A 26095-nucleotide genomic window follows, 5' to 3' on the forward strand; every position below is an offset into this window, starting at 1 on the left:
GGTCTAGCGGCCATCGCCGTGTCGACCCTCCAATCACGCGTGTCGACCCTCCAATCACGCGTGTCGACCCTCTAATCACGCGTGATGCCCCTTCAATCACACGAGATTCCCCTTCAACCACGCGTGATGCCCGCTAGCCCACCGAGACCAGGCGGGCGCCGCCGTCGGCCTCCAGGATCGTTCCGCTCAAGTTGCGGTTCGTTGCCGCCACCGTGACCACCTCGGCCACGTCGTCCGCCGTGGCCACGCGGCGGGACGGGATCGAAGCCGCCGTCTGCGCGAAGAACCCTTCGCGCACCTCCGCCGGGAAGCCGCTCCACCATGCCGTGTCCACCACCCCCGGCGAAACCGCGTTCACCCGCCGCGGCGCCAGCTCGACCGCCAAGGGCTTGACCAGCGCCTCCACCGCCGCGTTGAGCGCGCCGATGCCCGCCGTCCCCGGCATGGCCGCGTGTGCGCTGATCGCGCCGAGCAGCGTGATCGACCCGTCCGCGGCCAGGTGCGGCAGCACCGCCTGGATCGTCGTCAGGTGCGCCCAGAACTTCGCGTCGAACGCCCGCCGCAGCATCGCCAGGTCCAGCGACGCGATCGGCCCCATCCCTTCGGCGCCGGACAGGCTCACCACCAGCACGTCGACCGTCCCCAGCGACGATGCCAGCGCCGCCATCGCCGCAGCGTCCCCGCCGTCGGCCTGGTGCCCCGTCAAGGACGGGTCGCTGACCGCGACGTCGTCGAGGCGCTCTTTGCCGCGCCCGGTGACGTGGACGTCGTAACCCCGCTCGCTCAGCCGTCGCGCGGTCGCCAGGCCGATGCCCGAAGTGCCGCCGGCGACAAGTGCGATGCTCATGCTCGTTCCCCATTTCGAACCGGTACGTCTCGTTTCGAAATCGACGCTACCATCGGATCCCATGACCGACCAGTCCCGTCCCGGCCGCAAACGCAGCGAACAGAGCCGGCTGGCGATCCTCGCCGCCACGCTCGACCTGGTCGCGGAGGCGGGCTACGGCACGCTCACCGTCGAGGGCATCGCCGCGCGCTCCGGCGTCGGCAAGCAGACGATCTACCGCTGGTGGCCGTCGAAGGCCGACGTCCTCCTCGACGCGCTCGCGACGAAGGCGGACCTCTATGTGCCGATCCCCGACGAGGGGACGTTCCGCGCCGACCTCGCCGGCTTCCTGGACAGCACGTTCGAACTGGGCGGGAAAGCCCAGGTCGCGGACAGCCTGCGCGCGCTGATGGCGCAGGCGCAGCTCGACCCGGAGTTCGGCGGCCGGTTCCGCGAAGACTTCCTCAACCGGCGCCGCGAAGCGCTCGGCACCATCGTCGACCGCGCCCGCGAGCGCGGCGAGCTGCCCGCGGGAGTCAGCGCCCGCACGGTGATCGACGTCGTGTTCGGCACGCTCTGGTACCGGCTCCTCGCGACGCGGGAGCCGATCGGCCGCGGCCTGGCCGGCGAACTGGTGGCGCTACTGGCCGATCACGGCGCTTCGACGGCCGAGATCCGGTAGCGCGCCACCGACGCGTCGAGGATCTGGACCGCCTGCTCGTCCGAAGGCCCGGAGCCGCGGAAGCGCTCGAGGTCCTCGTCGGACTCCCAGCGCTCGTAGACGGTGATCCGGCCGGGATCGAGCAGGTCGGCGCCCAGCGAGTACTCCAGGCAACCCGGCGCTTCCCGCGCGAGCCGGACGGCTTCGGCACAGTCCTCGAGATAGGCGTCACGGCTCTCGGGAGCGACGGCGAGCCAGCCGGACACGATGATCATGACGGGTTGATCCGGTCCGGCTTGATCGTCAGCAGCAGCCGCGTCTGGTCGCGCCCGCCCCACCACGGGTACGGCCCGCCGAGATAACGCTGCGCCAGCTTCTCGATGTGCTCGACGGCGCCCTCTTCGGTCATCTCCAGCACCCGGCCGCGGATCGCGAAGTAGCGCGACGGCCGCTCGCGGTCGGCGACGTTCAGCGCCACCCGCGGGTCACGCTCGATGTTGCGCTGCTTCTGGTGGCCGAGCACGGTGTTGACGAGCAGGTGCGTGCCGTCGGTGTCCACCCAGGTCTGGGTGAGCTGCGGCGAGCCGTCCGGCATCAGGGTCGAGAGGAAGCAGAGGCTGGGCTCGCGCAGCAGCGCGAGCAGGTCGCCGGGCAGTTCCACAGTGGTCTCCCGCTAGAGCTGGTCGGGCGCCGCGATGCCGAGCAGGGAGAGCCCGAGCGCGAGCGTGTGCGACGTCAGCGTAGTCAACCGCAGCCGGGACGCGCGCAGCTCCGGGGTGGACGCCTTCAGGACCGGACATTCCTCGAAGAACCGGGAAAAAGCGACCGCCGTCTCGTAGAGGTAAGTGCAGAGCTTGTGCGGCGCGTAGCTGCTCGTCGCGCTATTCAGCGCTTCGCCGAACCGAAGCAGCTTCAGCGCCAGAGCGCGCTCCGCCGGCGCTTCCAGCAGCACCTGCGCGCCGTCGGGCAGGCCGCCCGCCTTCCGGAGGATCGACTGCGTCCGCGCGTGCGCGTACTGGAGGTACACCGAGGTGTTGCCCTCCTTCGCGAGCATGCGGTCCCAGGCGAAGACGTAGTCGCGTTCGCGGTCCCCGGACAGGTCCGCGTACTTGACCGCGCCGATGCCCACGGCCCGCGCGACCTCGGCCTGCCCCGCCGCGTCGAGCTCACTGCGTTCGGCGACGACCGCGGCGGCCTGCGTTACGGCTTCGGTGAGCAGGTCGGCCAGCTTGATCGTGTCGCCGGCCCGGGTGCGCATGGTCTTGCCGTCCGCGCCGAGGACCGTGCCGAACCCGATGTGCTCGGCGTGCCCGGTCAGCCAGCCCGCTTCGCGGCAGGTCGCGAACAGCATCGCGAAGTGCTGGGCCTGCGGCGTCCCGACGACGTAGAGCAGGTCGGTGGCGCCGCGTTCGGCCGTCCAGTACCGGACGGTGGCGAGATCGGTGGCCGCATACCCGTAACCGCCGTCGCGCTTGCGGACGATCAGCGGCAGCCGGTCGCCTTCGCGGTTGCGGAACCCTTCGGGGAACACGCAGACCGCGCCGTCGCTGATCTCGGTCAGCCCGGTCGCTTCGAGGTCGTCGACCACCGCGGCGAGCAACGGGTTGTAGAAGCTCTCGCCGTAGATGTCCTTGTCCGTCAACGAGATCCCGAGCAGCGCGTAGACCTCGTTGAAGTGCCGCTTCGACTCCTCGACCAGCTCCCGCCAGACGGCGAGCGTCTCTTCGTCGCCGCTCTGCAGCAGCACGACGCGGTTGCGCGCGCGGGTCGCGAACGCTTCGTCGCTGTCGAACTTCCCGCGCGCTTCGCGGTAGAAGGCGTCGAGATCGGCGATCGCGCGATGCCCGGCGGAGACGTCGAGGAGGTGCTCGATGAGCATGCCGAACGGCGTGCCCCAGTCGCCGAGGTGGTTGTGCGCCAATACTTCGTGCCCGGCGAAGCGCAGCAGGCGGGCGAGCGCGTCGCCGATCACCGACGAGCGCAGGTGCCCGACGTGCATTTCCTTCGCGACGTTCGGGCTGCTGTAGTCGAGCGCGATCGTCCGCGGTTCGGCCGCCTCCGGCACTCCGAGCCGCGGATCGCCGAGCATCGCGGCGACACGCGCTTCCAGCCAGTCCGTGCGCAGCACGAAGTTGAGGAAACCGGGCCCGGCCACTTCGGGCGGGTCGGCGAGCCCGTCCAGCTCCAGCGCCTCCGCGATCAGCGTCGCGACTTCGCGCGGCGGCCGGCCGAGCCGCTTGCCCAGGCTCATCGCGAGGTTGCCCTGGTAGTCGACGCCGTCACGCGGCGACGCCTGGATCAGCGCCTGCTCCGGCGTCAGCTCGACGTCCAGTGCCCGGCCCGCGGCGGCGACCACGCGGCGCGCCAGCTCCTCGGTAACGTCGGCGTGCTGCACGGTGTCCCTCCTTCGGATCGGTCACGGAGCCCGCAGCGTAGCGAGCGCGACCCTCCGGTGACGACGGGGTTTACCGCAGCTCCGCGCCCTTGGTCTCCGGCAGCGTGAGGATCACGGCGAACGCGATCGCGGCGCCGGCGGCGACGTACCAGAAGTAGAGCGTGGGCGAGACGGCGCCGAACACGGTGATCAGCAGCGGGGCGGTGCCGCCGAAGACCGCGACGGTCAGGTTGTACCAGGCGCCGATCCCCAGCCCGCGCAGCTCGGTGGGGAACAGCTCGCTCATGATGGCCGGGGCGATCGACGTCATCGCCGTGTACAGCCCGAGCCCGACGCAGAACACCACGAGCAGCCCGCCGGCCGACGGTCCGATCAAAGTGGACAGTGGCACGATCACCACGGCGGTCGCCCCGGACCAGACGAGCAGCTGCGGCTTGCGCCCGACCCGGTCCGCCAGCGCCCCCATCGGGTACTGCAGCACGATGAACAACGCCGTGGCGACCGAGAGGGCGAGGAAGACGACGTCCGCGTCGGCGTGCCGGTTCTTCACCGCGAAGGACGTCAGTGCGCTGAAGAACGTGTAGTAGCACAGCGTCGAGAGCATCGAGAAGCCGACGAGCCGGCCGACGGCCTTCGGGTGGTGCGTCAGCGTGGTCAGCAACGGCCGTTCGAGCTTCTGGGCCTTGGTCTTCGTCTGCTCGAACAGCTCGGTCTCGGCGAGGCTGCGCCGTAACCACAGCCCGACCAGCCCGAACACCCCGCCGAGCAGGAACGGCAGCCGCCAGCCCCACGACGCGAGCTGCGCCTTGTCCAGCGTCCGGGCCAGCACGAACCCGAGCACGGTCGCGATGAGCACGGCCGAACCGGTCGAGATGTAGAAGAACGCCGAGTACCGCCCGCGACGCGCCGGCGGCGCGATCTCACCCAGGTAGGCCGACGCGTTCGACACCTCACCGCCGAGCGACAGCCCCTGCGCGATCCGGGCGAGCAGCAGCAGGATCGGCGCGAGCCAGCCGACCTGCGCGAACGTCGGCAGCAGCCCGATCGCCACCGACCCGCCGGCCATCAGCAGGATGGTGAGGATCATCGCGGGCTTGCGGCCGCGCGTGTCCGCGAAGCGCCCGAGCAGCACTCCGCCGAGCGGGCGGAAGAAGAACGCGAGCGCGTAGGTGGCGAACGTGTTGATCAACGCGAGTGTGTCGTTCCCGGCCGGGAAGAACGCGCCGGCGAAGTAGATGCTGAACGTCGCGTAGATCGTCCAGTCGAACCACTCCAGCGCGTTGCCCGCGCTCGCCGCGAACAGCTTGCGCACCGGCAGCCGGTGCTGGACCTGCACGGTCATGGCAGCCTCCACGTCCCCCGAAGGTGGACGGGACTTTGCCACATTCGTTCGCGGTGCGAAAGATCCTGACTGTCCGTTCTCCTCTCAAGCGGTGCTCGCCAGCGCGAACGGCAGGACCGCCGGCGCCCCGGCCTTCCGCAGCAGGCGCGCGGCCAGCGTCATCGTCCAGCCCGTGTCGATGACGTCGTCCACCAGCAGGACCGGCCCGCCCGCCAGGACCCCGGCGAGGTCGGCCGGCATGCTCATCCGCCGCCACAGGTCGGCCAGCCGCTGCGCGCTGTTGGCCTGCCGCGGCGGCGGCCCCTCGGCGTCGAGCGCGCCGAGGAACTCCAGCTTGCCGATCTCGGCCAGCCGCGTCGCGAGGCTGTAGACGAGCTGCGGCCGCGTTTCCGATGGCACCGCCACCACCGCGACCGGCCGCTCCGACCACTGCCACCCGGCGAGCACCTGGACGCAGGCCTTGAACACCGAGTCCGGCACCTCGGTGTCCTTCGCCTGCGGCCCGACGAGCTCCCGCAGCCGGTTGCCCCAGCCGACGTCGGTCAGCCGCCCGAGCACCTGGCCCGGCTCGGCCTGGTCGTCGGCCGAGATCCGGCCGGACACCGGAACGTCCAAAGAGGACATCCCGGTGGGCCACTGCTTCCGCGGCGCGACCTCGACGCCGGGACGCTGCAACCGTTCCCGGGTCGCCTCGGCGACGTCGTCCGCCACCGTCGTGTCCCAGTGCGCGCCGGTGCAGTTGTCGCACCGCCCGCACGGCGCCGCCTCGGGGTCGTCGAGCTGGCGGCGCAGGTACTCCATCCGGCAGCCGTCGGTCGCCAGGTACCCGAGCATCGCGTCCTGCTCGCGGTCGCGCGCCTCCGCGACGCGCTTGTAGCGCCCGCGGTCGTACTGCCAGTCCTCACCCGTGCTCGTCCAGCCGCCCTTGACGCGCCGCACCGCGCCGTCGACGTCCAGCACCTTGAGCACCATTTCCAGCCGCGAGCGGGAAAGCTCCACCGACGGCTCGAGCGCGGCCGTCGACAGTGGACGGTCGGCGTAGGAGAGCGTGTTCAGCACCTGGGTCACGCGCAGCTCGTCCGGGAAGGCGAGCGACCCGAAGTACGCCCAGATCGCCTTGTCCTCCTCGCCGGGCAGCAGCACGACCTCGGCGCGTTCCACGCCACGCCCGGCGCGCCCGACCTGCTGGTAGTACGCGATCGGTGACGACGGCGCGCCGAGGTGCACGACGAACCCGAGGTCCGGCTTGTCGAACCCCATGCCCAGCGCGGACGTCGCGACCAGCGCCTTGACGCGGTTGCCGAGCAGGTCGTCCTCCGCCGCCTGCCGGTCGGCCGGGTCGGTCTTCCCGGTGTAGGCCGCCACCGGGTACCCGCGGTCCTTCAGCAGCGACGCGACGTCGTGCGCCGCCGCGACGGTGAGGGTGTAGATGATCCCGGACCCGGGCAGCGCGGCCAGATGCTCGGCGAGCCAGGCCAGCCGCGCCTGCGACGTCGGCAGCCGGCACACCGCCAGCCGCAGGCTTTCCCGGTCGAGCGTGCCGCGCAGGACGAGCGTGTCACCCCCGGTGCCGAGGCCCAGCTGCTCGGCGACGTCGGTGACCACGCGGTCGTTCGCGGTCGCCGTGGTCGCCAGCACCGGCACGCCGTCGGGCAGGTCGCCCAGGAGCGTCCGCAGGCGCCGGTAGTCCGGCCGGAAGTCGTGCCCCCAGTCGGAGATGCAGTGCGCCTCGTCGACCACCAGCAGCCCGGTGCTCGCGGTCAGCTTCGGCAGCACGTTGTCGCGGAAGTCCGGGTTGTTCAGCCGTTCGGGGCTGACCAACAGCACGTCGACCTCGCCGGCCGCGACCGCCGCCTGGACCTGCTCCCACTCCTGGGCGTTGGCGGAGTTCATCGTCGCCGCGTGGATCCCGGCCTTCGCCGCGGCCGAGATCTGGTTGCGCATCAGCGCGAGCAGCGGCGAGACGATCACCGTCGGCCCGCTGCCCTGCTCGCGCAGCAAGGCCGTCGCCAAGAAGTAGACCGCCGACTTGCCCCAGCCGGTGCGCTGCACGACCAGCGCGCGGCGCCGCTGCGCGACCAAGGCCTCGATGGCCGTCCATTGGTCTTCGCGCAGCTTCGCCGAATCGCCGGCCAGTGCTCGCAGGAGCGTTTCGGCGCGGTCGCGGAGGGCTGGGGTGGTGCCGGTGGTGTCCACGTCCCCACGTCTACCCCATGGCACCGACAGACCGGGAATCGGCGGCGTCGCGAACGGACCGTTCGTGTCGAATACCGGCCGTAATGTGACCTGAATCACACCGATTGCCCGGTCGGGCGAGGTGTGCGGCAGCACAGGACGTCGGCGCCCGCCGATGTATAGGCTCCTCACTCATGTCACCACGGCGGATCGGGGTCATGGGCGGCACGTTCGACCCCGTGCACCACGGCCACCTCGTCGCAGCGAGCGAGGTCCAGTCCCGGTTCGGGCTCGACGAGGTGATCTTCGTCCCCACCGGGCAGCCGTGGCAGAAGACCGACCGCCAGGTGACCAAGGCCGAGGACCGCTACCTGATGACGGTCATCGCGACCGCGTCCAACCCCGTCTTCTCGGTCAGCCGCGTCGACATCGACCGCGCCGGCCAGACCTACACCGTCGACACCCTGCGCGACCTCGCCGCCGAGTACCCCGGCGACCAGCTCTACTTCATCACCGGCGCCGACGCGCTCGAGCAGATCCTGACCTGGCACAAGGCCGAAGAGCTGTTCGAGTTCGCGCATTTCATCGGCGTCACGCGGCCCGGCTACCGGCTCAACTCGCACCATCTGCCCAGCGGCAAGGTGAGCCTGGTCGAGGTGACCGCGATGGCGATCTCGTCGACCGGCTGCCGCGACCGTGTCGAACGCGGGGAGCCGGTCTGGTACCTCGTCCCCGACGGCGTCGTCCGCTACATCACCAAGAAGGATCTCTACCGGAAGAGCGACTGAAAGGCCGCTGGTCGGTGCGGGTACCCTTCTCGGGCGAACCCGATCTGTGAAGGAGCACCGTGGCAGCCACGTCCGAGGCACGAGAGCTGGCCGTAGCGGCCGCACACGCGGCGGCGGACAAGAAGGCCAGCGACGTCGTCGTGCTGGACGTGTCCGAGCAGCTCGTCATCACCGACGCCTTCGTCATCGCCTCCGCGTCCAACGAGCGCCTGGTCGGCGCGATCGTCGACAACGTCGAGGAGAAGCTGCGGGAGAGCGGGCACAAGCCGGTCCGCCGCGAAGGCGCCCGCGAGGGCCGCTGGGTCCTGCTCGACTACGTCGACGTCGTCGTGCACGTCCAGCACGTCGAGGAGCGCACGTTCTACGGCCTCGAGCGGCTGTGGAAGGACTGCCCGAGGATCGAGGTGGCGGGGCTCGAGGAGCCGGTCGCCGACGAGGACCCGGACGTCCCGTGAGCCCGCGGCGGCTCGTGCTCTGGCGCCACGGCGAGACGGACTACAACGCCGCCGGGCGGATGCAGGGTCACCTCGACTCGGCGCTGACGCCGCGCGGCTGGAACCAGGCCCGGTTCGCCGCACCCGCGCTGGCCCGGTTCGCGCCGGACCTGGTGATCGCCTCCGACCTTCGTCGCGCCACCGACACGGCCACCGTGCTCACCGACGCGATCGGCGTCCCGCTGCGCATCGACAAGCGGCTGCGCGAGACGCACCTCGGCGAGTGGCAGGGCATGACCGGCGCGGAGGTCGACGAGGCCTACCCCGGTGAGCGCGACCGCTGGCGCAAGGACGCGACCTGGGCGCCGCCGGGCGGGGAGAACCGCCTCGACGTCGCCGACCGCGCGGGCGAAGTGGTCGCCGACCTGCAGCAGGCCAACTCCGACGCCGGCGACACCGTGCTGCTGGCCGCCCACGGCGGCCTGATCACCGCGCTCACCGCGCGGCTGGTGAACCTGCCGGTCGAGATCTGGCCGTCGCTGGGCGGGATTTCGAACTGCCACTGGGTCGAGCTCGGCCTGCGTGACGGCAAGTGGCGGCTGCATGCCTACAACGCGGGGATGCACGGCTAGCCGATGGGGCCGCGCCTGCTCGTGTTCGGCGATTCGCTGAGCTTTCACGGTCCCGAAGGACCCTGCGCCGCCGACGAACCGCGGCTGTGGCCCAACGTGGCCGCCGCGGCGCTGGGCGGCACCGCCGACCTGGTCGCCGGGATCGGCTGGACCGCCCGCGACGCGTGGTGGTCGCTGACCGGCGACCCGCGCGTCTGGGCCGACCTGCACCACGTCGACGCGGTCGTGCTGGCGGTCGGGAGCATGGACACGCTGCCCTCGCCGCTGCCGACCTACCTGCGCACGGGGCTGAAGTACCTGCGGCCGGACCCGGTCCGGCGCGTCGTGCGCAAGGCGTACCTCGCCGCGCAGCCGAAGCTGTCGGTCGCGTTCCGCGGCCGTCCGACGGTGCTGCCGGCCAAGCTCACCGTGCAGTACCTCGACACGGCCGTGGGCGCGCTGCGCGTCCTGCGGCCCGAGCTGCCGATCTTCGGCATGCTGCCGTCGGTGCACCGGGCCGCGGCCTACGGCGGGGTGCACACCGCGCGGCCCGCCGCGGCCGCCGCACTGGCCGCGTGGGGCGCGCGAGCCGGAATCCCTTTGCTGGACCTCGAAGCCGTCGTGGGGGAGCACGTGCTCAGCGGCGAAGGCAACCCGGACGGCATGCACTGGGGCTGGCAGGGACACGCCGTGGTGGGCGACGCGATGTCCGTGTTGATGGCCCCGGTGCTGGCCCCCGGCCACGTAGGCTGACGGCGTGTCGGTCGCCGTAGTCACGGATTCCACCGCCCACCTGCCGGAGGGCTTCGCCGAACGGCACGCGGTCCGGGTGGTGCCGCTGCACGTCCTGGTCGACGGCGTGGTTTCGCTCGACGGCATCGAGACCGGTCCCGCGGCGGTCGCCGAAGCGATGAAGCAGCGCAAGATCGTCACGACGTCCCGGCCGACGCCGACGGAGTTCGTGAAGGAGTACCGGGCCGCCTTCGCCGACGGCGCCGACTCGATCGTCTCGGTGCACCTTTCGCGCGAGCTCTCGGGCACCTGGGAAGCGGCCGTGCTGGCCGCGCAGGAAGTCGGGCCGGACCGGGTGCGCGTGGTCGACTCGCGCACGACGGCGATGGGGCTCGGGTTCGCCGCCCTGCACGCCGCCGACGCCGCGGGCGCCGGGAAGGACGCGGCCGAGGTCGAAGCCGCCGCGGTCACGGCGGCCGGCTGCTCGTCGACGTTGTTCGTCGTGGAAACCCTGGACCACCTGCGCCGCGGCGGCCGGATCGGGCCGGCGGCGGCGCTGCTCGGCACGGCGCTGGCGGTGAAGCCGGTGCTGCACATGTCCGACGGCCGGATCCTGCCGCTGGAGAAGGTCCGGACCATGAACCGGGCGCTCGCGCGGTTGGTCGAGCTGGCCGCGGCCGCCGCCCAGGACGACGACGTCGAGCTGGCCGTCCACCACCTCGCGTCACCGGAGCGGGCGGTCGCGCTGGCGAACCGGCTGGAGGAGGCGGTGCCGCGCTCGGCGGGCTGCGTGGTCTCCGAGCTGGGCGCGGTGATCGGGGCGCACACCGGGCCCGGGGTGCTGGGCGTGGTCGTCCAGCGGACGGTCCCGTCTCGTTAACGCCGGTCGGCCCGCGTGACTTCGGCCGCGCTGGGGGCGTTCCCGGGGTCGGTCAGCCACTGCGCGGCCACCCCGACCAGCAGTGAGTAGTAGTGGGAGCCGACGACCCGGAGGTCGTCGGGGTCGGCGTCGGCGGGCAGGCCGCCGAACGCGTGGGCCAGTGTCGTGCGCGCCAGCTGCTGGCCCTGGGCGTTGATCTCCCGGATCTGCTCGTCGTGCTGCAGGTAGCTGACGCTCTCGAAGTTGACGAACCACAGCTCCCGGTTCGCCTCGATCGACGCGATGATCCGGCGCCAGCGCGCCTCGGGCCCGACCGGCTCGTCGGGGGCGCCCAGCGCGGAGAAGAGCAGCTCGCCCCACTCGGTGTTCAGCTCGATCAGAGCCCGCGTGAGCAGCTGGTCCTTCGACCCGAAGTGGTAGTTGATCGACGCCTGGTTGGCGCCCGACGCAGCGACCAGGTCGCGCACCGTCGTGCGCGCGTAGCCGGTCTTCAGGAGGCACTCGCGTGCCGCGGTCAGCAGATTTTCCCGGTGTCCCACGCGTGCTACCGTAGCATGTAAACGTTCGTTTTAAACGAACGACCATCACAGGCTAAGGGGACGTCATGACCACAGCACCCGCGGTCCGCACGCGGCAGCTGCGCTGCCGATTCGACGGCGAAGGAGGGCCGGTCGACGCGCTGCGCGGGATCGACCTGGACGTCGCGCGCGGCTCGTTCGTCGCGATCATGGGGCCGTCCGGCTCCGGCAAGACCACGCTGCTGCACTGCGCGGCCGGTCTGCGCACCCCGACCGGCGGCACCGCCGAACTGGACGGGCACGACCTGGCCCGGCTGGGTGAGACGCGGCTCGCCGAGATCCGGCGCCGCCGCGTCGGGTTCGTGTTCCAGTCGTTCAACCTGCTGCCGGCGCTGACCGCGGCCGAGAACGTCGAGCTGCCGCTGCGGCTGGACGGTCGCCGGCCCGAACCGCGGCGCACCGCGGACCTGCTGGCCCACGTCGGCCTCGGGAACCGCGCACAGCACCGGCCCGGGCAGCTTTCCGGCGGCCAGCAGCAGCGTGTCGCCGTCGCCCGCGCGCTCGTGACCGACCCCGAGGTCGTGTTCGCGGACGAACCGACCGGGGCGCTGGACATCCGCAGCGCACGGGAGGTGCTCGGGCTGCTGCGGCGGCTCGCCGACGGCGGCCAGACGATCATCATGGTCACCCACGACCCGGTCGCCGCGTCCTTTTCGGACACCGTGCTGTTCCTCGCCGACGGCCTGGTCGTCGACCGGCTGGACCGGCCGAACGCGGCGGCTGTCGCCCACCGGATGGCGACGCTGGTCGAGTCGGCCGAGCGGGCGGCGAACGCGGCAGGGGTGCGCTGACATGGGTTCCCTGGCTCTCCGGCTGGCGCGCCACCACCGCGGCGCGGCGCTCGCCACCGGGCTCGTCGCCGTCGTCGGCATGGCCCTGGTCGTCGCGATGACGGCGTTGCTCGGCACCGGCCTGTCCACCGGCACCGCCGCGGCGGACCGGGCGTTCCTCGTCGAGTTCCCGCTGATCATGGGCGGCTGGGTGGTGGCGATCGTCGTGTTCGCGATGGTCTCCACCATCGGCGTCACGCTGGCGGCCCGTGCTGCCGAAGTCGGCGGCCTCCGGCTGATCGGGGCCACCCCGCGGCAGGTGCGGGTCCTGGTTTCGGTCGAAACGCTCGCGATCTCGACCGCGGCCGCCGTCCCGGGGCTCGGGGCCGGGTACCTCCTCGGGTGGCTGCTCCTGCGGGGCGTCCGTGCGACCGGGCTGACCGACCCGGCGACGGTCTACGCGCCCGGGATCGCCCTGCCGGTCGCGGGTGTCGCCGTGGTGCTCGGCGCGGGTGTCCTGGCCGCTTGGATCGGCAGCCGGAAGCCCGCGCGGCGCAGCCCGGTCGCGGTGGCCGAGCCGTTGCCTTCGCGCCGGGCCGGCAACGGCCGGCGGGTGACGGCGATCGTCCTGCTCGTCGCCGGGATCGGGTCGGCGTCGGCGGTCCTGGGGCTGCCGGCCGACAGCATCGCGACGACGGCGATGACCGGCCCCGCCACGGTGCTGACGGCGATCGGGCTCGCGGTGCTCGCGCCGGAGCTGATCGCGGTCGCCAACGCCGTCCTGCGCCTTTTCCGGCCGCGGTCCCGGGGCGCGGGCGCCTACCTGGCCGCGGTCAACCTGGCCGCGGCGCCGGACCGGATGCGGCCGGTGGTCACGTTCCTGACGCTGCTCGTCGGCGTTTCGGCGGGCACGCTGGCCATGCAGGGGATCGAGAACCGGCACGTCGCGGCGGACAGCACGGCGCGCGTCCTGGCGTCGATCAACTACCTCGTGGTGGTCCTCATCGGGCTGTTCATGGCCATCGCGCTGACGAACAACCTGGTCGCGGCGATCGGCCGCCGTCACGACGAGTTCGCCGTCCTGGCGCTGCTCGGTTCGACCGGCCGGCAGGCGAAAGGCATGCTGCTGCGCGAAACGACGGCCGCGGCGGTGACGGCGATCGTGGCCGCCTCCGCCGGCGCGGTGGTCTGCGTCGTGCCGTTCGCCGTCGTCAAGACGGGCGGCCTGGCTCTTGATGCCGGGCCGTTCCTGCTCAGCGCGGTCTTCGGGGCGGTGGTGGCGCTGGCGGTGACGTCGGTGGCCGGGGGCCGCGTCATCCGGCGGGCCACCGTGTCGGCAGCGGGGTGAAACCCTCCAGCATGCCATCCGGGTACGACGGAAACGGCCGGTCCCGGGCCGGGCGGAGCTGATCCATCCACAACACCCCGGTTGTCCACAGAACGCGGCGGCACCCCTGTCGGACGCCTCCCCGCGGGCCCTAACGTCGATCGTGTGTTCGAGCAGCCCGCCCGGGATCCGGGCCCACCCCTCAACGACCGGCTCGCCTGGCTGGCCGACCAGCTCACGCCCGACGCGAGCACGGTCGGGCCGGGCGGCCGGCTGGTCCGGCGCTGGCTGCCGGGCGGCCCCACCGGCGCCGGCCGCCGCCGGTGGGCCTTCGCCGGCGTCCTCGCGGCGGTCGTGCTGATCATCCTCGGCTCGGTGGCCCTCCTCGGCGGCCGCCCGGCACCCGAGCCGGCGCCCGCACTGCCGTCGGCAAAACCGGCGGCCGAGGCGCCGGCCCGGGCCGCACCCCAGGCCGGTCTGGTGGTCAGCGTGATCGGCCGCGTCCGCTCACCGGGGCTGGTCACGGTGCCCCAGGGTTCCCGGGTCGCGGACGTCCTCCGAGCAGCGGGCGGCGTCGACCCGGGAGCGGACCTCCACGCGCTGAACCTCGCCCGCCGGGTGACCGACGGCGAACAGTTGGCCGTCGGAATCCCGGCCCCCGCACTTCCCTTGGCGGCCCCCGACGACCCGGCTGGCGCGAAGGTCGACCTCAACGCGGCGACGGCAGACCAGCTTGACACCCTGCCGGGCGTCGGCGAGGTGATGGCCAAGCGCATAGTCCAGTGGCGCACCGACCACGGCGGCTTCACGAAGGTGGAACAGTTGCGTGACGTCGATGGCATCGGCGAAAGCAAGTTCGCCAAGTTGCGGGAGCAGGTGACGGTCGGATGACCTCCGTCCCTGCCCGGCTTGTCCCCGCGGCATCGGCACGATCGCTTGGAGGCTGGTGGTCATCGGTCGCCGCCCGGGTGACTGCCACTCCACACGACCTGCAGTCCGTTTGGGCGGCGTTGGTGCGCCGGCTTGCCCCAGCCGGCCGGATGGTCTCCTGCAGCCGCTCGAACCGCACACCCGCCGGCGGGCCCAACGGCTCCCCGTCGCGGTGCCCGACGTCGATCCCGAACGGCGCCGAGCAGCAGTCATTGCAACGGCGACCGTCGGCCACCGGCTGCCAAGCAACCCGGCCAACACCGCCCTCTCCTGCGAGCGGGCGGGACTTGCGGTTGCTTCAGGCCGCGCTGGCGTACCGGCCCAGCGCGCTCTTCGGGTTCCTCGTCGGCTCGCGATCGACGGCTCTTACCCCGGCGACTGCCGCCTTGCAGGGCTCGCAGCTGCTCTCGGCGGCCATGGCCGGGTCACTTGGCGGCTGGTGGTCGGCGGCCGCTGTTGCGGTGACTGCCGCTCCGCACGACTTGCGGTTGGTTCAGGCGGCGAATATGTGCTTGCCTGGCGCGCTTTCCGGGCTCCGCGCCGGCTCGCGGTCGGCAGTTCCTGTCCCTGCGACTACCGCCAGGCAGGGTTCGCGGCGGGTCCTGGCGTGGCTTGGCGCGCTGGTCGGGCTCCTCGTCCGCGCGCGGACGCACGTGATTGCCGCCTTGCAGGGCTCGCGGCTGCTCTCGGCGGCCATGGCCGGGTCACTTGGTGGCTGGTGGTCGGCGGCCGCCGTCGCGGTGACTGCCGCTCCACACGACTTGCGGTTGGTTCAGGCGGCGGAGATGTGCATTCCTGGCGCGCTTTTCGGGTTCCTCGTCGATTCACGGTCGGCGGCTACCCCGGTGACCGCCGCCTGGCAGGGCCCGCAGCGGGTCCCGGCGTGGCTTGGCGTGTTGGTCGGGCTCCTCGTCCGCGCACGGACGCAGGTGACTGTCGCCTGGCAAGGCTTGCCGGTGGCCCGGGCGCTGGCCCGACTCGGCGCACCAGCCAGCCTGCTCGTCTGCTCACAGTCGACAACAGCCGCCAGCCCGCGGAGTCAGGAGCCGGTCGGATGACCACCGTCCCCGTAACCGACACCCGCCAAGACATGCGGCTGGTCCCGGCAGCCCTCCTGTGCTGGCTCGCGGCACTGTCCGGCCTCTTCCTCGGCTGGTGGACGGCACTCGCCGCCGGGCTCGCCTCGGCGCTCATCGCCGGCCTGGTGCTCTACCGCGCCCGCGGCCGTCCCCGGGCACTCGGCACAGCCCCGGCCGTACTCGTACTGGGCCTCGTCACAGCCGGCCCGGTTGCCTGGCAGATCCGCGACGCCCAGCACGACGAACTCCGCGCGGCAGCAGCAAACGGCCTACCGGCCACCCTCCGAGTCATCGTCGCCGAACGTCCGAAGCCGGTGCGGAGCGCGGGATACGCCGACACCCAAGCCGGCGCCCGATCAGTAGTGCTCACCGCCGACGTGCGCACCGCATCAATCGACGGCCGCCCGGTCGACTCCTCCGGGCAGGTTCTCCTCCTCGCGCCGGTCGCGCAATGGGCGACCTTGCTGCCAGGCCAGGAAGTGGCCGTCTCGGGTCTGCTGATGCCGCCGCGTGGTTCGGACCTGACCGTCGCCGTGTTGTCCGTGCGCGGCCCGCCCACGGAACCCGGCCCCGCGCCGTGGTGGCAGCGGGCGGCGGCCGACCTGCGCGCGGGTCTCCACGACCTGTGCCAGAGCCTGCCGGACGAGCCCGCCGGATTGCTGCCGGGCCTGGTCCTCGGTGACACGAGCGGCCTGTCGCCGCGGGTCGAGCAGGAGTTCGTCACCGCCGGCCTCGCCCACCTGACCGCGGTCAGCGGCGGGAACCTCGCCGTGGCCTGCGGCGCGGTCCTGCTCCTCCTGCGCCTGGTCCGGCTCGGGCCCCGGTTGTCGGCGGTGGCGGCGGGCGCCTGCCTGGCCGGGTTCCTCGTCCTGGTCGGCCCGGAGCCGAGCGTGCTGCGGGCCGGCGTCATGGCGGCGGTCGCGTTGCTGGCTCTGGCGCTGGGACGGCGTGGTTCGGCGCTGCCCGCGTTGGCGTTCGCGGTCTGCGTGCTGGTGGTGGCGGATCCGGCGATGGCCACGGACTTCGGGTTCGCGCTGTCGGTGTTCGCCACCGCCGGGCTCGTGCTGCTCGCGCCTCGCTGGGCGGCCGCGCTCGTCCGCCTCGGCGTTCCGCCGGGGTTCGCCGAAGGGCTGGCGATCCCGCTGGCGGCGTTCCTCGTGACTGCGCCAGTGATCGCGGGCATGGCGGGCTCGGTGAGCCTGGTTTCGGTGCTGACCAACGTCCTCGCGGCACCGGTAGTGGCTCCGGCGACCGTGCTTGGCGTGCTGGCGACGGTCACCGGTCCCTGGTGGCCGGGCGCGGGGAAGGTCTTGGTGCACCTGGCCGATCCGGAGGCACGCTGGCTGATCACGGTGGCGCGGCACGGCGCACGAGCCCCGGGCGCGACAGTCGCGTGGCCCGGCGGCTGGGCCGGCGGCCTGCTCGCCGCCGGTGTGCTCCTCGTGCTGGTGCTGGCCGCCCGCCACCGGCGGATCCGGCTGCTCATGGCCGTGCTGGTCGTCGGCGCGCTGCTGGTGCTCGTGCCGGTCCGGGTGATCGCGCCGGCGTGGCCACCGCGCGACTGGGCGATGGTCGAATGCGACGTCGGGCAGGGTGACGCGGTCGTCCTGGCGACCGCCGAGCCCGGGCGGGCGATCGTCATCGACACCGGACCCGAGCCGGGACCGGTCGACGAGTGCCTGCACCGGCTCGCCGTCGACCGGATCCCGTTGGTGGTGCTGAGCCACCTGCATGCCGACCACATCGGCGGGCTCGCGTCGGTCTTCGACGGCCGCGCGGTCGGTGGCATCGCCGTCGGGCCGGGGCGCGCGCCGGAGTGGGCGTGGCGGCAGGTCGCCGCGGAGGCGGCCCGCCAGTCCGTGCCCCTGGTCGAGCTGAACCCGGGGGAGCGGCTGGACTGGCCCGGGCTCTCACTCGACGTGCTCGGCCCGCGCTACGTCCCGGCCCGTGCAGCCGGGCAGGACGGCACCACGATCAACAACAGCTCGGTGGTCCTCCGGGCGCAGACAGCAGCCGGTCGGATGCTCCTGACCGGCGACGTCGAACTGGCCGCGCAGGCGGATCTCCTGGCCGACGTCGCAGACTTGAAAGCGGAGGTGCTGAAGGTCCCACACCACGGCTCGCGGTACTCGCTGCCGTCGTTCCTCGCCGCGGTGGCGCCGCGGGTGGCGTTGGTCAGCGTGGGCGCGGGCAACACCTACGGGCATCCCAGCAAGTCCACAATGGACACTCTGGTGGCGTTGGGCGCACGGGTGACCCGGACGGACCAGGACGGAGACACCGCCGTGGTAGGCGAACCGGCGGGCCCGGCGGTCTCACGCCGGGGCGAGCCCCGCGGCCCACCGCGCCGATGAGCCGGGGCGAGCCACGCGGCCCGCCCCGGCACACCGCCGGGCGAAGATCAGTACCCGAGCGCCTTGTTCACCGCGGCGGCCGACGGCGGGAGGACCGCCTTGGGGCCCACGTGGTTCTCGATCGCGTCGAGGGTCTTGAGGCCGTCGCCGGTGATGAGGAGCACGGTCTCGGCGTCCGGGTCCAGCTTGCCCGTCTCGACCAGCTTCTTCGCCGTGGCGACGGTGACGCCACCGGCCGTCTCGGTGAAGATGCCCTCGGTGCGGGCCAGCAGGCGGATGCCTTCGACGACCTCTTCGTCGGAGACGTCCTCGATCGCGCCGCCGGTGCGGTTGACGATGTCGAGCACGTACGGGCCGTCGGCCGGGTTGCCGATCGCCAGCGAACGGGCGATCGTGTCCGGCTTCACCGGCTGGACGACGTCGTGGCCGCCGCGGAACGCGGCCGACACCGGCGAGCAGCCCGTGGCCTGGGCGCCGAACACCTTGTACGGGCTGGCGTCCACGAGACCGAGCTGACCCAGCTCGCGGAAACCCTTGTCCACCTTGGTGAGCTGCGAACCGGAGGCGATCGGCACGACGATCTGCGGCGGGATGCGCCAGCCGAGCTGCTCGGCGACCTCGAAGGCCAGCGTCTTCGAGCCTTCCGAGTAGTACGGCCGGACGTTCACGTTCACGAACGCCCACTTCGGGTGCTCACCGGCGAGCTCGGTGGCGAGGCGGTTGACGTCGTCGTAGTTGCCGTCGATGGCGATGAGGTCGCCGTCGTACACCGCGGTGGTGAGGATCTTGGCGCGCTCGAGGGACTTCGGGATCAGCACGACCGACCGCCAGCCGGCACGGGCGGCCGCGGCGGCCGTCGCGTTGGCCAGGTTGCCGGTCGAGGGACACGCGAGCACCTCGAACCCGAACTCGCGGGCCGCGGCCAGCGCGACGGCAACCACGCGGTCCTTGAAGGAGTGCGTCGGGTTGCCGGTGTCGTCCTTGACCCACACGCGCTTGAGGCCGAGCTCCTTGGCGAGGCGGTCGGCGCGCACCAGGCGGGTCGCGCCGGGCTCGGTGTTCGGGATTTCTTCGATGTTCGACGGAACCGGGAGGAGCTTCTTGTAGCGCCAGATGTTCTTGGGGCCGGCCTCGATGTCTTCGCGGCGGACGCGGCCGAAGTCGTAGGCGACCTCGAGCGGCGAGAAGTCTTCGGCGGAGACGAACTCGGGGGCGAGCGGCTGCCGGTGGCCCTCTTCCTTCGACACCAGTTCGACGGCCGGTCCGAGATCCGGGGTCTTGGTGGTGGAGGTCGTGCCGAGGGTTGCGGTCATCGCGAGGTTCCTTTCCTCATCTGCCCCGCCGAAGCGGGCCGGAATTGGCACCGTGGTCGTCAGCTACCCCGCGATCGCGGGATGACGGGCTGTACGCCGGTTGCCGGGGCTTCGTCGGGCCGTTCCCTCTGCCCCTCTGGATGAGCGGTATTCGGTTGTCGGGGCGCGCCACAAACGCGCCGCCTCGAGCACACCGTACGACATGGCGTTCGGACCGTGCCATGGTGGCGGCTCCACATCACCGGAGCGGGCGCACGTTCGGAGAAGTGAGAGGATCCTCCGGTGACCGCGCAAGCCACCGCCCCGCCCCCGCTGCACCTGGTCCTGGGTGAGGAAGAACTGCTGATCGAGCGCGCCGTCCGCGAGACGCTGGCCGCGGCCCGCGCGATCGACGCGACCGCCGAGCTGACCCGCGTCCGGGTGTCCGATCTCACAGCCCCTGAGCTGGCCGAACTCGTCAGTCCCTCGCTGTTCAGCGAAGGGCGCGTGATCGTCCTGGAGTCGGCGCAGGACATCTCGCAGGAGCTGGCCGACGCCGTGGCGTCCTACCTGAAGGACCCGGCGGAGGGGGTCGTGCTGGTCGTCGTGCACACCGGCGGTGGCCGCAGCAAGGCCGGCAAGACGCTCCCGGCCGTGCTGAAGAAGGCCGGCGCCGAAGTCACGGAATGCCCGAAGATGACGAAGCCCGCTGAGCGGGAGCAGTTCGTGCGGCACGAGGTGCGCCGGGTGGGCGGCAAGATCGACCCGGCCGGTGTCGCCGCGCTCATCGACGCCGTGGGCTCCGACCTGCGGGAACTCTCCTCCGCCGCGACGCAGCTGGTCGCAGACACCGGCGGCGCGGTCGACGCCGAAGCGGTCCGGCGCTACCACCGCGGCCGCGCCGACGTCACCGGGTTCGCGGTCGCGGAGCGGGCGGTCAGCGGTGACCGCGCGGCGGCGCTGGAGTCGTTGCGCTGGGCGATGCAGCTCGGGGTCCCGCACGTCCTGGTCGCCGACGCGCTGGCTGACGCCGTCCGCACGATCGCCCGCGTCTCCGGCGCGGGCCGGGGCAACCCCAACCAGCTGGCCGGTGAGCTGGGCATGCCGCCGTGGAAGATCCGCAAGGCGCAGGGCCAGTCCCGGGGCTGGAACCAGGACGGGCTGGCCACGGCGATGCGGGTGGTCGCGCGGCTGAACGCCGAGGTCAAGGGCGTGGCGGCCGACCCGGGTTACGCGCTGGAACGAGCCGTGCTGGAGGTGGCGGCCGCCAAGGGCGACCGCTGACATGAAGAAAGCCCCGGCCGAGGCCGGGGCTTCTCCAGAAACAGCTTGCTCAGAGCGCGTTGACGCGCTTCGCGAGCGCCGACTTCTTGTTGGCGGCCTGGTTGGCGTGGATGACGCCCTTCGAGACGGCCTTGTCCAGCTTCTGGGCGGCGTCGCGCTGCAGCTCGGCAGCCTTGGCCTTGTCGCCGGCGTCGGCGGCTTCGCGGACCTTGCGGATCGCGGTCTTCACCGAGGACCGGATCGCCTGGTTGCGCTGACGCGCCTTCTCGTTCGTCGTGATGCGCTTGATCTGCGACTTGATGTTGGCCATAGGGCAACTCCTGTTTCACTCGGTGAGATTCGCCGCCGCGCTGAAGTGGCCCTGCTCGAAAGCAGGTTTCCTCCATGACGGAATGCCGCACGGGCAGCGAGCGACAACTCTAACAGCCCGGCTCCCGGCCCCGTCCGCCGGGACCTGCGCGCAACCGATCATGGGGAGTACGGTGGAGGGCGGTCAGTGCCTAGGGTTCCGTCGCCGGTCCGCACACGCCGCACCACACAACCAGGACCGGCGGGTCTGGTCCGAGCGGCACCATCGGCGGGCCCGGACGGCCGGTCGTTCATCTGACGGGGCAAAAGCCTGGAGGACCCGGTTTTCGCGCGCGCGAAAACCCGAAAGGGTCCCATGAACGCCACCGCCCTGTCCTTCGTCCTCGTCGCCGCGGTCGTGCACGCGGCGTGGAACCTGGCCGCCAAGCGGATCTCCTCCGGCGGCACGCAGTTCGTCTGGCTCTACTACACGGCTTCCGCGGTCTTCCTCCTGCCGGTGACGGTCGTGCTGCTGGTCGTGGAAACGGACCGTCCACAGTGGAGCTGGCTGCTCGCCGCCGTCGTGACGGCGGTGCTGCACATCGCCTACGGCATCGTCCTGCAGCGCGGATACCGCGTCGGCGACCTCTCGGTCGTCTACCCGGTCGCGCGCGGCACCGGGCCGCTGCTGTCGGTGCTGGCCGCCGTCCTCGTGCTCGGCGAGCGGCCGGGCTGGCTCGGCCTGCTCGGCGCGTTCCTCGTGATCACCGGGGTGCTGGTGATCAGCACCGGCCGCAAGGCGGGCGACCCGCAAGCGGTGAAGGCCGGGATCTTCTACGGCCTGCTGACCGGCGCCGTCATCGCCGGCTACACGCTCTGGGACGCGCACGCGGTGACCGGCCTCAGCGTGCCGCCGATCGTCTACTTCGGCCTGGGGTCGGTCCTGCAGAGCGTGCTGCTCGTACCCGGTGCGCTGGCCGACCGCGGGGAGGTGCGGCGGATCTGGCGCGAGCAGCGTCGCGAGGTGCTGGTCGTCGCGGTGCTTTCGCCGATCGCGTACGTCCTGGTGCTGTTCGCGCTCACCATGGCGCCGGTCAGCCTGGTCGCGCCCGCCCGGGAGCTGAGCATCGTGCTCGGCGGTCTCGCCGCGTGGCTGGTGCTGGGCGAAAGCGACGCCGTGCGGCGGCTCGCCGGCTCCGTGATCGTGCTGTCGGGGATCGCCGCGATTGCGGTCGCCTGAGCGCGTCCGGTAGGGATGGTCGGATGGAAGTCCTGAAGAGCAGGCTGTTGATCCGCCCGCGTGACGTCGCCGCGACCACCGGGTTCTACCGCGACACCCTCGGCCTGGCCGTGGAGCGCGAGTTCCCCGGCGGCACCGTCTTCTTCCTCGGCCACGGTTCCCTGGAGGTCTCCGGCGAGGGGATGGCGGGCGCGTCGCCCGACCTGGTGCTCTGGGTGCAGGTCCGGGACCTGGCGGGCACCCTGGCCGAGCTCAAGGGGAAGGGCCTGGAGCCGGTGCGCGACGCCCAGCGCGAGCCCTGGGGCCTCGACGAGGCCTGGATCGCCGACCCGGACGGCACGCGGATCGTGCTGGTCGAGGTGCCCGAGGGCCACCCGATCCGCACCGACACCCGCTAGGCGGGCTTGACGGCGCGCAGCTGCGCGGCCAGCGCGGTGAAGCCGGGCGGCTCCCAGGTCCACGTCTGCAGGTCGGCGAAGCCCGCGGCGGCGGCCTCGTCGGCCAGCACGTGCCTGCTCACGGGCAGCCACTTCTCGTGCGCGGACAGCAGCAGCCGCCCGCCGGGCCGCAGCACCCGGAACAGCTCGGCGAACCCCGCGGCGCGGTCGTCCCAGAGCATGACGTTGTTCACGGTCAGCACGACGTCGACGGACTCGCCGGGCTCATCGGTGTGCGCGGCCGACCCTTCCCGCAGCTCGGCGCGGTCGCCGCAGCGCTCGTGGCAGAGCGCGAGCATCTCGGGGGAGGGGTCGACGCCGACGACGCGCCCGGCCAGCCGCGACGCGGCTTCCAGGCCGACGCCGGGGCCCGGCCCGACGACCAGGACGGTCTCGTCCGGCTCGAGCTTGGCCAGGTCGACGACGCGGTGTTCGGTGGCGGCGTTGCCCCGGGCCATCAGCAGGCCGCCGAGGCGGCCGAGCACGCCGGAGGGGTGACCGAACGTCCGGTCGAGGACACGGGCGAAGCCGCTGGTCTCCGGCTGGGGAGGGGGTGCCGGCTGGTGCGAAGTGCTCATACTTCGAGGGCACCACGGATCACAAAAGCCCGCATCGGGGATGACCCCCACCCGCACCCGGAGGGCCATGGGACCATAGAGGTGGCCATCCCCGACTTTCCGAGGACTCATTCGAGTGACGACGTTCGCCGACACGACCTTCACGCCTCCGGAGCTCATCCGGAACTTCTGCATCATCGCGCACATCGACCACGGCAAGTCCACCCTGGCCGACCGCATGCTGCAGCTCACCGGCGTCGTGGAAGAGCGGGCCATGCGCGCGCAGTACCTCGACCGGATGGACATCGAGCGGGAGCGCGGGATCACGATCAAGGCCCAGAACGTCCGGCTCCCGTGGCAGGTCGACGGGCAGGACCACGTCCTGCACATGATCGACACCCCCGGCCACGTCGACTTCACCTACGAGGTCTCGCGGGCGCTGGAGGCGTGCGAAGGCGCCGTCCTGCTGGTCGACGCCGCGCAGGGGATCGAGGCCCAGACGCTGGCCAACCTCTACCTCGCGCTGGAGAACAACCTCCAGATCATCCCGGTGCTCAACAAGATCGACCTGCCCTCGGCCGACCCCGACAAGTACGCGGGTGAGCTGGCCCACATCATCGGCTGCGAGCCCGACGACGTCCTGCGGGTCTCGGCCAAGACCGGCATGGGCGTCGGCGCGCTGCTCGACGAGGTCGTCAAGCAGGTCCCGGCGCCGCAGGGCGACGCGGACGCGCCGGCCCGCGCGATGATCTTCGACTCGGTGTACGACACCTACCGCGGCGTCGTCACCTACATCCGGGTCGTCGACGGCAAGATCACGCCGCGCGAGAAGATCAAGATGATGTCGACCGGCGCGACGCACGAGCTGCTCGAGGTCGGGATCATCTCGCCGGAGCCCAAGCCCAGCAAGGGCCTCGGCGTCGGCGAGGTGGGCTACCTGATCACCGGCGTGAAGGACGTCCGCCAGTCCAAGGTCGGCGACACCGTGACGTCCGAACGCCACGGCGCCAAGGAGGCGCTGGCCGGCTACCGCGAGCCGAAGCCGATGGTCTACTCCGGACTGTATCCGGTGGACGGCTCCGACTACCCGGAGCTGCGCGAGGCGCTCGACAAGCTCCAGCTGAACGACGCCGCGCTCGACTACGAGCCGGAGACGTCGGTGGCGCTGGGCTTCGGCTTCCGCTGCGGCTTCCTCGGCCTGCTGCACCTGGAGATCACGCGCGACCGGCTCGAGCGCGAGTTCGGCCTCGACCTGATTTCGACGGCGCCGAACGTGGTTTACCGCGTGGTGCTGGAGGATCGCAGCGAGGTGGTCGTGACCAACCCGTCGGACTGGCCGAGCGGGCTGAAGATCTCCGAGGTGCACGAACCGGTTTCGAAGGTCAGCATCCTCGCGCCGTCGGAGTTCGTCGGCACGATCATGGAGCTGTGCCAGACCAAGCGCGGGACGCTGCTCGGCATGGACTACCTGTCCGAGGACCGGGTCGAACTGCGGTACAACCTGCCGCTGGCGGAAATCATCTTCGACTTCTTCGACACGCTGAAGTCGCGTACGCGCGGTTACGCGTCGCTCGACTACGAAGAGGCGGGCGAGCAGGTCGCCGAGCTGGTGAAGGTCGACATCCTGCTGCAGGGCGAAACCGTCGACGCGTTTTCCGCGATCGTGCACAAGGACGCGGCCTACGGCTACGGCAACCGAATGGCGACGCGGCTGCGCGAACTCATTCCGCGCCAGCAGTTCGAGGTGCCGATCCAGGCGGCCATCGGCTCCCGGATCATCGCCCGCGAAACGATTCGCGCGATCCGCAAGGACGTCCTGGCCAAGTGTTACGGCGGTGACATCTCGCGGAAGCGCAAGCTGCTGGAGAAGCAGAAGGAAGGCAAGAAGCGGATGAAGACCGTGGGCCGGGTCGAGGTCCCGCAGGAGGCCTTCGTCGCCGCTTTGTCCACTGAGGACTCGGGTAAGGGCAAGAAGTAACTGTTCTCCTGATGTGACAGTTGCGCCCATATTCACTCCGACTAGTGAATATGGGCGCCGAACCCGTGTTCGACGCGGTTTCTGTCGGTGCTGTCTGGTGTGCTCTGGTGCGAAGAGCGAAAGGAGAGCACCATGACGGTCATGGCGGACATCGAGCATCCCGGCGATTCGGGCCCCCTGACGGTGCACGACCTCGGGGAAATGCCGTATGACAGCCGACGTTACGAGCTCATCGACGGGGTGCTCCTGGTGACCCCTGCGCCGGGAAGACGACACCAGACGATCGCGGTATGGCTCTGGAGAGTGCTCGTCGATTCCTGCCCGCCCGAGTTCGACGTAGTCGTCGCGCCGTTCGCGGTGCATCACGGTGACAAGATCGAGCTACAGCCGGACGTCCTGGTCGGCCGGGACGAAGACTTCACCGACAAGGATCTCCCGGTGCCACCGGTGCTGGCGGTCGAGGTGCTCTCACCCAGCACGGCGATCCACGACCTCAACACCAAGAGGGTGGTCTACGAGCGGCTCGGGACGGGCAGCTACTGGGTGATCGACCCGGCGGAGCCGGCGTTGACGGTGTTCGAGCTGGACGAGGACGGCTGCTACCAGCAGGTGGCCAAGGCGGCGGGCGACGAGGCGGTCGAGCTCGAGCGGCCGTTCCCGGTGCGGATCGTGCCGCGGGAGCTGCTGGGCCGGCTCGCCTGAGGCCGGCGGGCCGCGCACGAGGACAGGCTGGCCGCGCCGGCTGGGAGGCGCTGGCTATGCCGGCGAGGCTGCTCGGCGTGCCTGAGGCCTGCGGGCCGAGCACCAGGACAGGCTGGCCGCGCTGGCCGGACCCGGTCGGGAGGCGCTGGCCATGCCGGCGAGGCTGCCCGGCGTGCCTGAGGCCTGCGGGCCGAGCACCAGGACAGGCTGGCCGCGCTGGCCGGACCCGGTCGGGAGGCGCTGGCCATGCCGGCGAAGCTGTCCGGCGCGCCTGAGGCCGGCGGGCCGTCGGCCGCGCTGCTGGTGCGGCCGGGCGAGTTGGTGGATCGCGGCGCTGGAGGACCGGGTCATCGACTCCTCCCTGTGGTCCAGCGGCGCTGCTTCGCCGCCGGCGGAGTGAGTGCGCAGTCCGTTTGCCGCGCCGTCGAATGCGCG

General features: G+C 71.8%; 25 protein-coding genes and 1 riboswitch. Of the genes, 15 read left to right on the forward strand and 10 right to left on the reverse strand.

Annotated features, from left to right (window positions below):
- Positions 1-133: 133 nt before the first annotated feature.
- Positions 134-847, reverse strand: coding sequence for an SDR family oxidoreductase (locus ACZ63J_RS31490; RefSeq protein WP_465399484.1), 714 nt, complete (start codon positions 845-847; stop codon positions 134-136).
- Between the two features lie 61 nt (positions 848-908).
- Here ACZ63J_RS31490 and ACZ63J_RS31495 point away from each other — a divergent pair, with 61 nt between their 5' ends.
- Positions 909-1508 carry a TetR/AcrR family transcriptional regulator gene (locus tag ACZ63J_RS31495; RefSeq protein ID WP_465399485.1) on the forward strand — a complete coding sequence of 200 codons (600 nt, stop codon included), beginning with the start codon at positions 909-911 and terminating at the stop codon, positions 1506-1508.
- Here ACZ63J_RS31495 and ACZ63J_RS31500 read toward each other — a convergent pair.
- From ACZ63J_RS31500 to ACZ63J_RS31520, 5 genes are all read right to left on the reverse strand, one after another.
- Positions 1478-1762, reverse strand: a complete 285-nt coding sequence (locus ACZ63J_RS31500; RefSeq protein WP_465314539.1) for a putative quinol monooxygenase — start codon at positions 1760-1762, stop codon at positions 1478-1480. The two genes, ACZ63J_RS31495 and ACZ63J_RS31500, sit on opposite strands and share 31 nt — an antisense overlap.
- Entirely contained in the window at positions 1759-2148 is a 390-nt protein-coding gene (locus ACZ63J_RS31505; RefSeq protein WP_465314538.1) for a PPOX class F420-dependent oxidoreductase, read from the reverse strand. Before ACZ63J_RS31505 ends, ACZ63J_RS31500 begins: the two co-directional genes overlap by 4 nt.
- A 12-nt stretch (positions 2149-2160) precedes the next feature.
- The gene (gene argS / locus ACZ63J_RS31510) at positions 2161-3882 is read right to left on the reverse strand and encodes an arginine--tRNA ligase (protein ID WP_465399486.1); all 1722 of its coding nucleotides are present in this window, start codon (positions 3880-3882) and stop codon (positions 2161-2163) included.
- A 70-nt stretch (positions 3883-3952) separates the two neighbouring features.
- Positions 3953-5224 (reverse strand): MFS transporter, encoded by a 1272-nt coding sequence (locus ACZ63J_RS31515; RefSeq protein WP_465399487.1) that lies wholly within the window; start codon positions 5222-5224, stop codon positions 3953-3955.
- A gap of 84 nt (positions 5225-5308) precedes the next feature.
- On the reverse strand, positions 5309-7420 hold the full coding sequence (locus ACZ63J_RS31520; RefSeq protein WP_465399488.1) for a RecQ family ATP-dependent DNA helicase: 2112 nt from the start codon (positions 7418-7420) through the stop codon (positions 5309-5311).
- Positions 7421-7617: 197 nt separating this feature from the next.
- On the opposite strand from ACZ63J_RS31520, the gene nadD reads away from it, so the two are divergent.
- The 5 genes from nadD to ACZ63J_RS31545 are packed head-to-tail and all read left to right on the forward strand — an operon-like array spanning position 7618 to position 10844.
- Positions 7618-8187: a nicotinate-nucleotide adenylyltransferase gene (gene nadD / locus ACZ63J_RS31525; RefSeq protein ID WP_465399631.1), complete on the forward strand. Its 570-nt coding sequence runs from the start codon at positions 7618-7620 to the stop codon at positions 8185-8187.
- 59 nt (positions 8188-8246) lie between these two features.
- On the forward strand, positions 8247-8642 hold the full coding sequence (rsfS, locus tag ACZ63J_RS31530; protein ID WP_465399489.1) for a ribosome silencing factor: 396 nt from the start codon (positions 8247-8249) through the stop codon (positions 8640-8642).
- On the forward strand, positions 8639-9253 hold the full coding sequence (locus ACZ63J_RS31535; RefSeq protein ID WP_465314533.1) for a histidine phosphatase family protein: 615 nt from the start codon (positions 8639-8641) through the stop codon (positions 9251-9253). The genes rsfS and ACZ63J_RS31535 overlap by 4 nt, the downstream gene beginning before the upstream one ends.
- 3 nt (positions 9254-9256) lie before the next feature.
- Positions 9257-9985 (forward strand): diglucosylglycerate octanoyltransferase, encoded by a 729-nt coding sequence (gene octT, locus ACZ63J_RS31540; protein ID WP_465399490.1) that lies wholly within the window; start codon positions 9257-9259, stop codon positions 9983-9985.
- A gap of 4 nt (positions 9986-9989) precedes the next feature.
- A complete protein-coding gene (locus ACZ63J_RS31545) occupies positions 9990-10844 on the forward strand; it encodes a DegV family protein (protein WP_465334797.1) in 855 nt (284 codons plus the stop codon).
- On the opposite strand, the gene ACZ63J_RS31550 is transcribed toward ACZ63J_RS31545, so the two are convergent.
- Positions 10841-11383, reverse strand: a complete 543-nt coding sequence (locus ACZ63J_RS31550; protein ID WP_465399491.1) for a TetR/AcrR family transcriptional regulator — start codon at positions 11381-11383, stop codon at positions 10841-10843. The genes ACZ63J_RS31545 and ACZ63J_RS31550 overlap by 4 nt on opposite strands.
- 65 nt (positions 11384-11448) lie before the next feature.
- On the opposite strand from ACZ63J_RS31550, the gene ACZ63J_RS31555 reads away from it, so the two are divergent.
- From ACZ63J_RS31555 to ACZ63J_RS31570, 4 genes are all read left to right on the forward strand, one after another.
- Positions 11449-12213, forward strand: coding sequence for an ABC transporter ATP-binding protein (locus ACZ63J_RS31555; RefSeq protein WP_465399492.1), 765 nt, complete (start codon positions 11449-11451; stop codon positions 12211-12213).
- Between the two features lies 1 nt (position 12214).
- The gene (locus tag ACZ63J_RS31560; RefSeq protein ID WP_465399493.1) at positions 12215-13540 is read left to right on the forward strand and encodes an FtsX-like permease family protein; all 1326 of its coding nucleotides are present in this window, start codon (positions 12215-12217) and stop codon (positions 13538-13540) included.
- A 144-nt stretch (positions 13541-13684) separates the two neighbouring features.
- Positions 13685-14410, forward strand: a complete 726-nt coding sequence (locus ACZ63J_RS31565) for a ComEA family DNA-binding protein (RefSeq protein ID WP_465399494.1) — start codon at positions 13685-13687, stop codon at positions 14408-14410.
- A gap of 1093 nt (positions 14411-15503) precedes the next feature.
- Entirely contained in the window at positions 15504-17882 is a 2379-nt protein-coding gene (locus tag ACZ63J_RS31570) for a DNA internalization-related competence protein ComEC/Rec2 (protein ID WP_465399495.1), read from the forward strand.
- 47 nt (positions 17883-17929) lie between these two features.
- On the opposite strand, the gene thrC is transcribed toward ACZ63J_RS31570, so the two are convergent.
- Positions 17930-19195: a threonine synthase gene (thrC, locus tag ACZ63J_RS31575; protein ID WP_465334807.1), complete on the reverse strand. Its 1266-nt coding sequence runs from the start codon at positions 19193-19195 to the stop codon at positions 17930-17932.
- A 13-nt stretch (positions 19196-19208) separates the two neighbouring features.
- Positions 19209-19342: riboswitch (SAM riboswitch) on the reverse strand.
- Between the two features lie 135 nt (positions 19343-19477).
- On the opposite strand from thrC, the gene holA reads away from it, so the two are divergent.
- A complete protein-coding gene (gene holA, locus ACZ63J_RS31580) occupies positions 19478-20458 on the forward strand; it encodes a DNA polymerase III subunit delta (protein ID WP_465399496.1) in 981 nt (326 codons plus the stop codon).
- Positions 20459-20507: 49 nt separating this feature from the next.
- On the opposite strand, the gene rpsT is transcribed toward holA, so the two are convergent.
- Positions 20508-20768 carry a 30S ribosomal protein S20 gene (gene rpsT / locus ACZ63J_RS31585; RefSeq protein ID WP_284742036.1) on the reverse strand — a complete coding sequence of 87 codons (261 nt, stop codon included), beginning with the start codon at positions 20766-20768 and terminating at the stop codon, positions 20508-20510.
- Positions 20769-21122: 354 nt separating this feature from the next.
- Here rpsT and ACZ63J_RS31590 point away from each other — a divergent pair, with 354 nt between their 5' ends.
- On the forward strand, positions 21123-21986 hold the full coding sequence (locus tag ACZ63J_RS31590) for a DMT family transporter (RefSeq protein WP_465399497.1): 864 nt from the start codon (positions 21123-21125) through the stop codon (positions 21984-21986).
- A 23-nt stretch (positions 21987-22009) separates the two neighbouring features.
- Entirely contained in the window at positions 22010-22384 is a 375-nt protein-coding gene (locus tag ACZ63J_RS31595; protein ID WP_465399498.1) for a VOC family protein, read from the forward strand.
- Here ACZ63J_RS31595 and ACZ63J_RS31600 read toward each other — a convergent pair.
- The gene (locus ACZ63J_RS31600; RefSeq protein WP_465399499.1) at positions 22381-23001 is read right to left on the reverse strand and encodes a class I SAM-dependent methyltransferase; all 621 of its coding nucleotides are present in this window, start codon (positions 22999-23001) and stop codon (positions 22381-22383) included. The two genes, ACZ63J_RS31595 and ACZ63J_RS31600, sit on opposite strands and share 4 nt — an antisense overlap.
- A gap of 115 nt (positions 23002-23116) precedes the next feature.
- Between ACZ63J_RS31600 and lepA the strand changes: the two genes are divergently transcribed.
- Entirely contained in the window at positions 23117-24958 is a 1842-nt protein-coding gene (gene lepA, locus ACZ63J_RS31605; RefSeq protein ID WP_465334817.1) for a translation elongation factor 4, read from the forward strand.
- Between the two features lie 132 nt (positions 24959-25090).
- A complete protein-coding gene (locus ACZ63J_RS31610; RefSeq protein ID WP_465399500.1) occupies positions 25091-25660 on the forward strand; it encodes a Uma2 family endonuclease in 570 nt (189 codons plus the stop codon).
- The last annotated feature ends 435 nt before the right edge of the window (positions 25661-26095 follow it).

The sequence above is a fragment of the Amycolatopsis sp. NPDC104863 genome (assembly GCF_055582965.1).

Coding starts and splice junctions, on each gene's coding strand:
- ACZ63J_RS31490 (WP_465399484.1), bottom strand. CDS start 847: ATGAGCATCGCACTTGTCGCCGGCGGCACTTCGGGCATCGGCCTGGCG.
- ACZ63J_RS31495 (WP_465399485.1), top strand. CDS start 909: ATGACCGACCAGTCCCGTCCCGGCCGCAAACGCAGCGAACAGAGCCGG.
- ACZ63J_RS31500 (WP_465314539.1), bottom strand. CDS start 1,762: ATGATCATCGTGTCCGGCTGGCTCGCCGTCGCTCCCGAGAGCCGTGAC.
- ACZ63J_RS31515 (WP_465399487.1), bottom strand. CDS start 5,224: ATGACCGTGCAGGTCCAGCACCGGCTGCCGGTGCGCAAGCTGTTCGCG.
- nadD (WP_465399631.1), top strand. CDS start 7,618: ATGGGCGGCACGTTCGACCCCGTGCACCACGGCCACCTCGTCGCAGCG.
- octT (WP_465399490.1), top strand. CDS start 9,257: ATGGGGCCGCGCCTGCTCGTGTTCGGCGATTCGCTGAGCTTTCACGGT.
- ACZ63J_RS31555 (WP_465399492.1), top strand. CDS start 11,449: ATGACCACAGCACCCGCGGTCCGCACGCGGCAGCTGCGCTGCCGATTC.
- ACZ63J_RS31560 (WP_465399493.1), top strand. CDS start 12,215: ATGGGTTCCCTGGCTCTCCGGCTGGCGCGCCACCACCGCGGCGCGGCG.
- ACZ63J_RS31570 (WP_465399495.1), top strand. CDS start 15,504: ATGACCACCGTCCCCGTAACCGACACCCGCCAAGACATGCGGCTGGTC.
- thrC (WP_465334807.1), bottom strand. CDS start 19,195: ATGACCGCAACCCTCGGCACGACCTCCACCACCAAGACCCCGGATCTC.
- rpsT (WP_284742036.1), bottom strand. CDS start 20,768: ATGGCCAACATCAAGTCGCAGATCAAGCGCATCACGACGAACGAGAAG.
- ACZ63J_RS31590 (WP_465399497.1), top strand. CDS start 21,123: ATGAACGCCACCGCCCTGTCCTTCGTCCTCGTCGCCGCGGTCGTGCAC.
- ACZ63J_RS31595 (WP_465399498.1), top strand. CDS start 22,010: ATGGAAGTCCTGAAGAGCAGGCTGTTGATCCGCCCGCGTGACGTCGCC.
- ACZ63J_RS31600 (WP_465399499.1), bottom strand. CDS start 23,001: ATGAGCACTTCGCACCAGCCGGCACCCCCTCCCCAGCCGGAGACCAGC.
- ACZ63J_RS31610 (WP_465399500.1), top strand. CDS start 25,091: ATGACGGTCATGGCGGACATCGAGCATCCCGGCGATTCGGGCCCCCTG.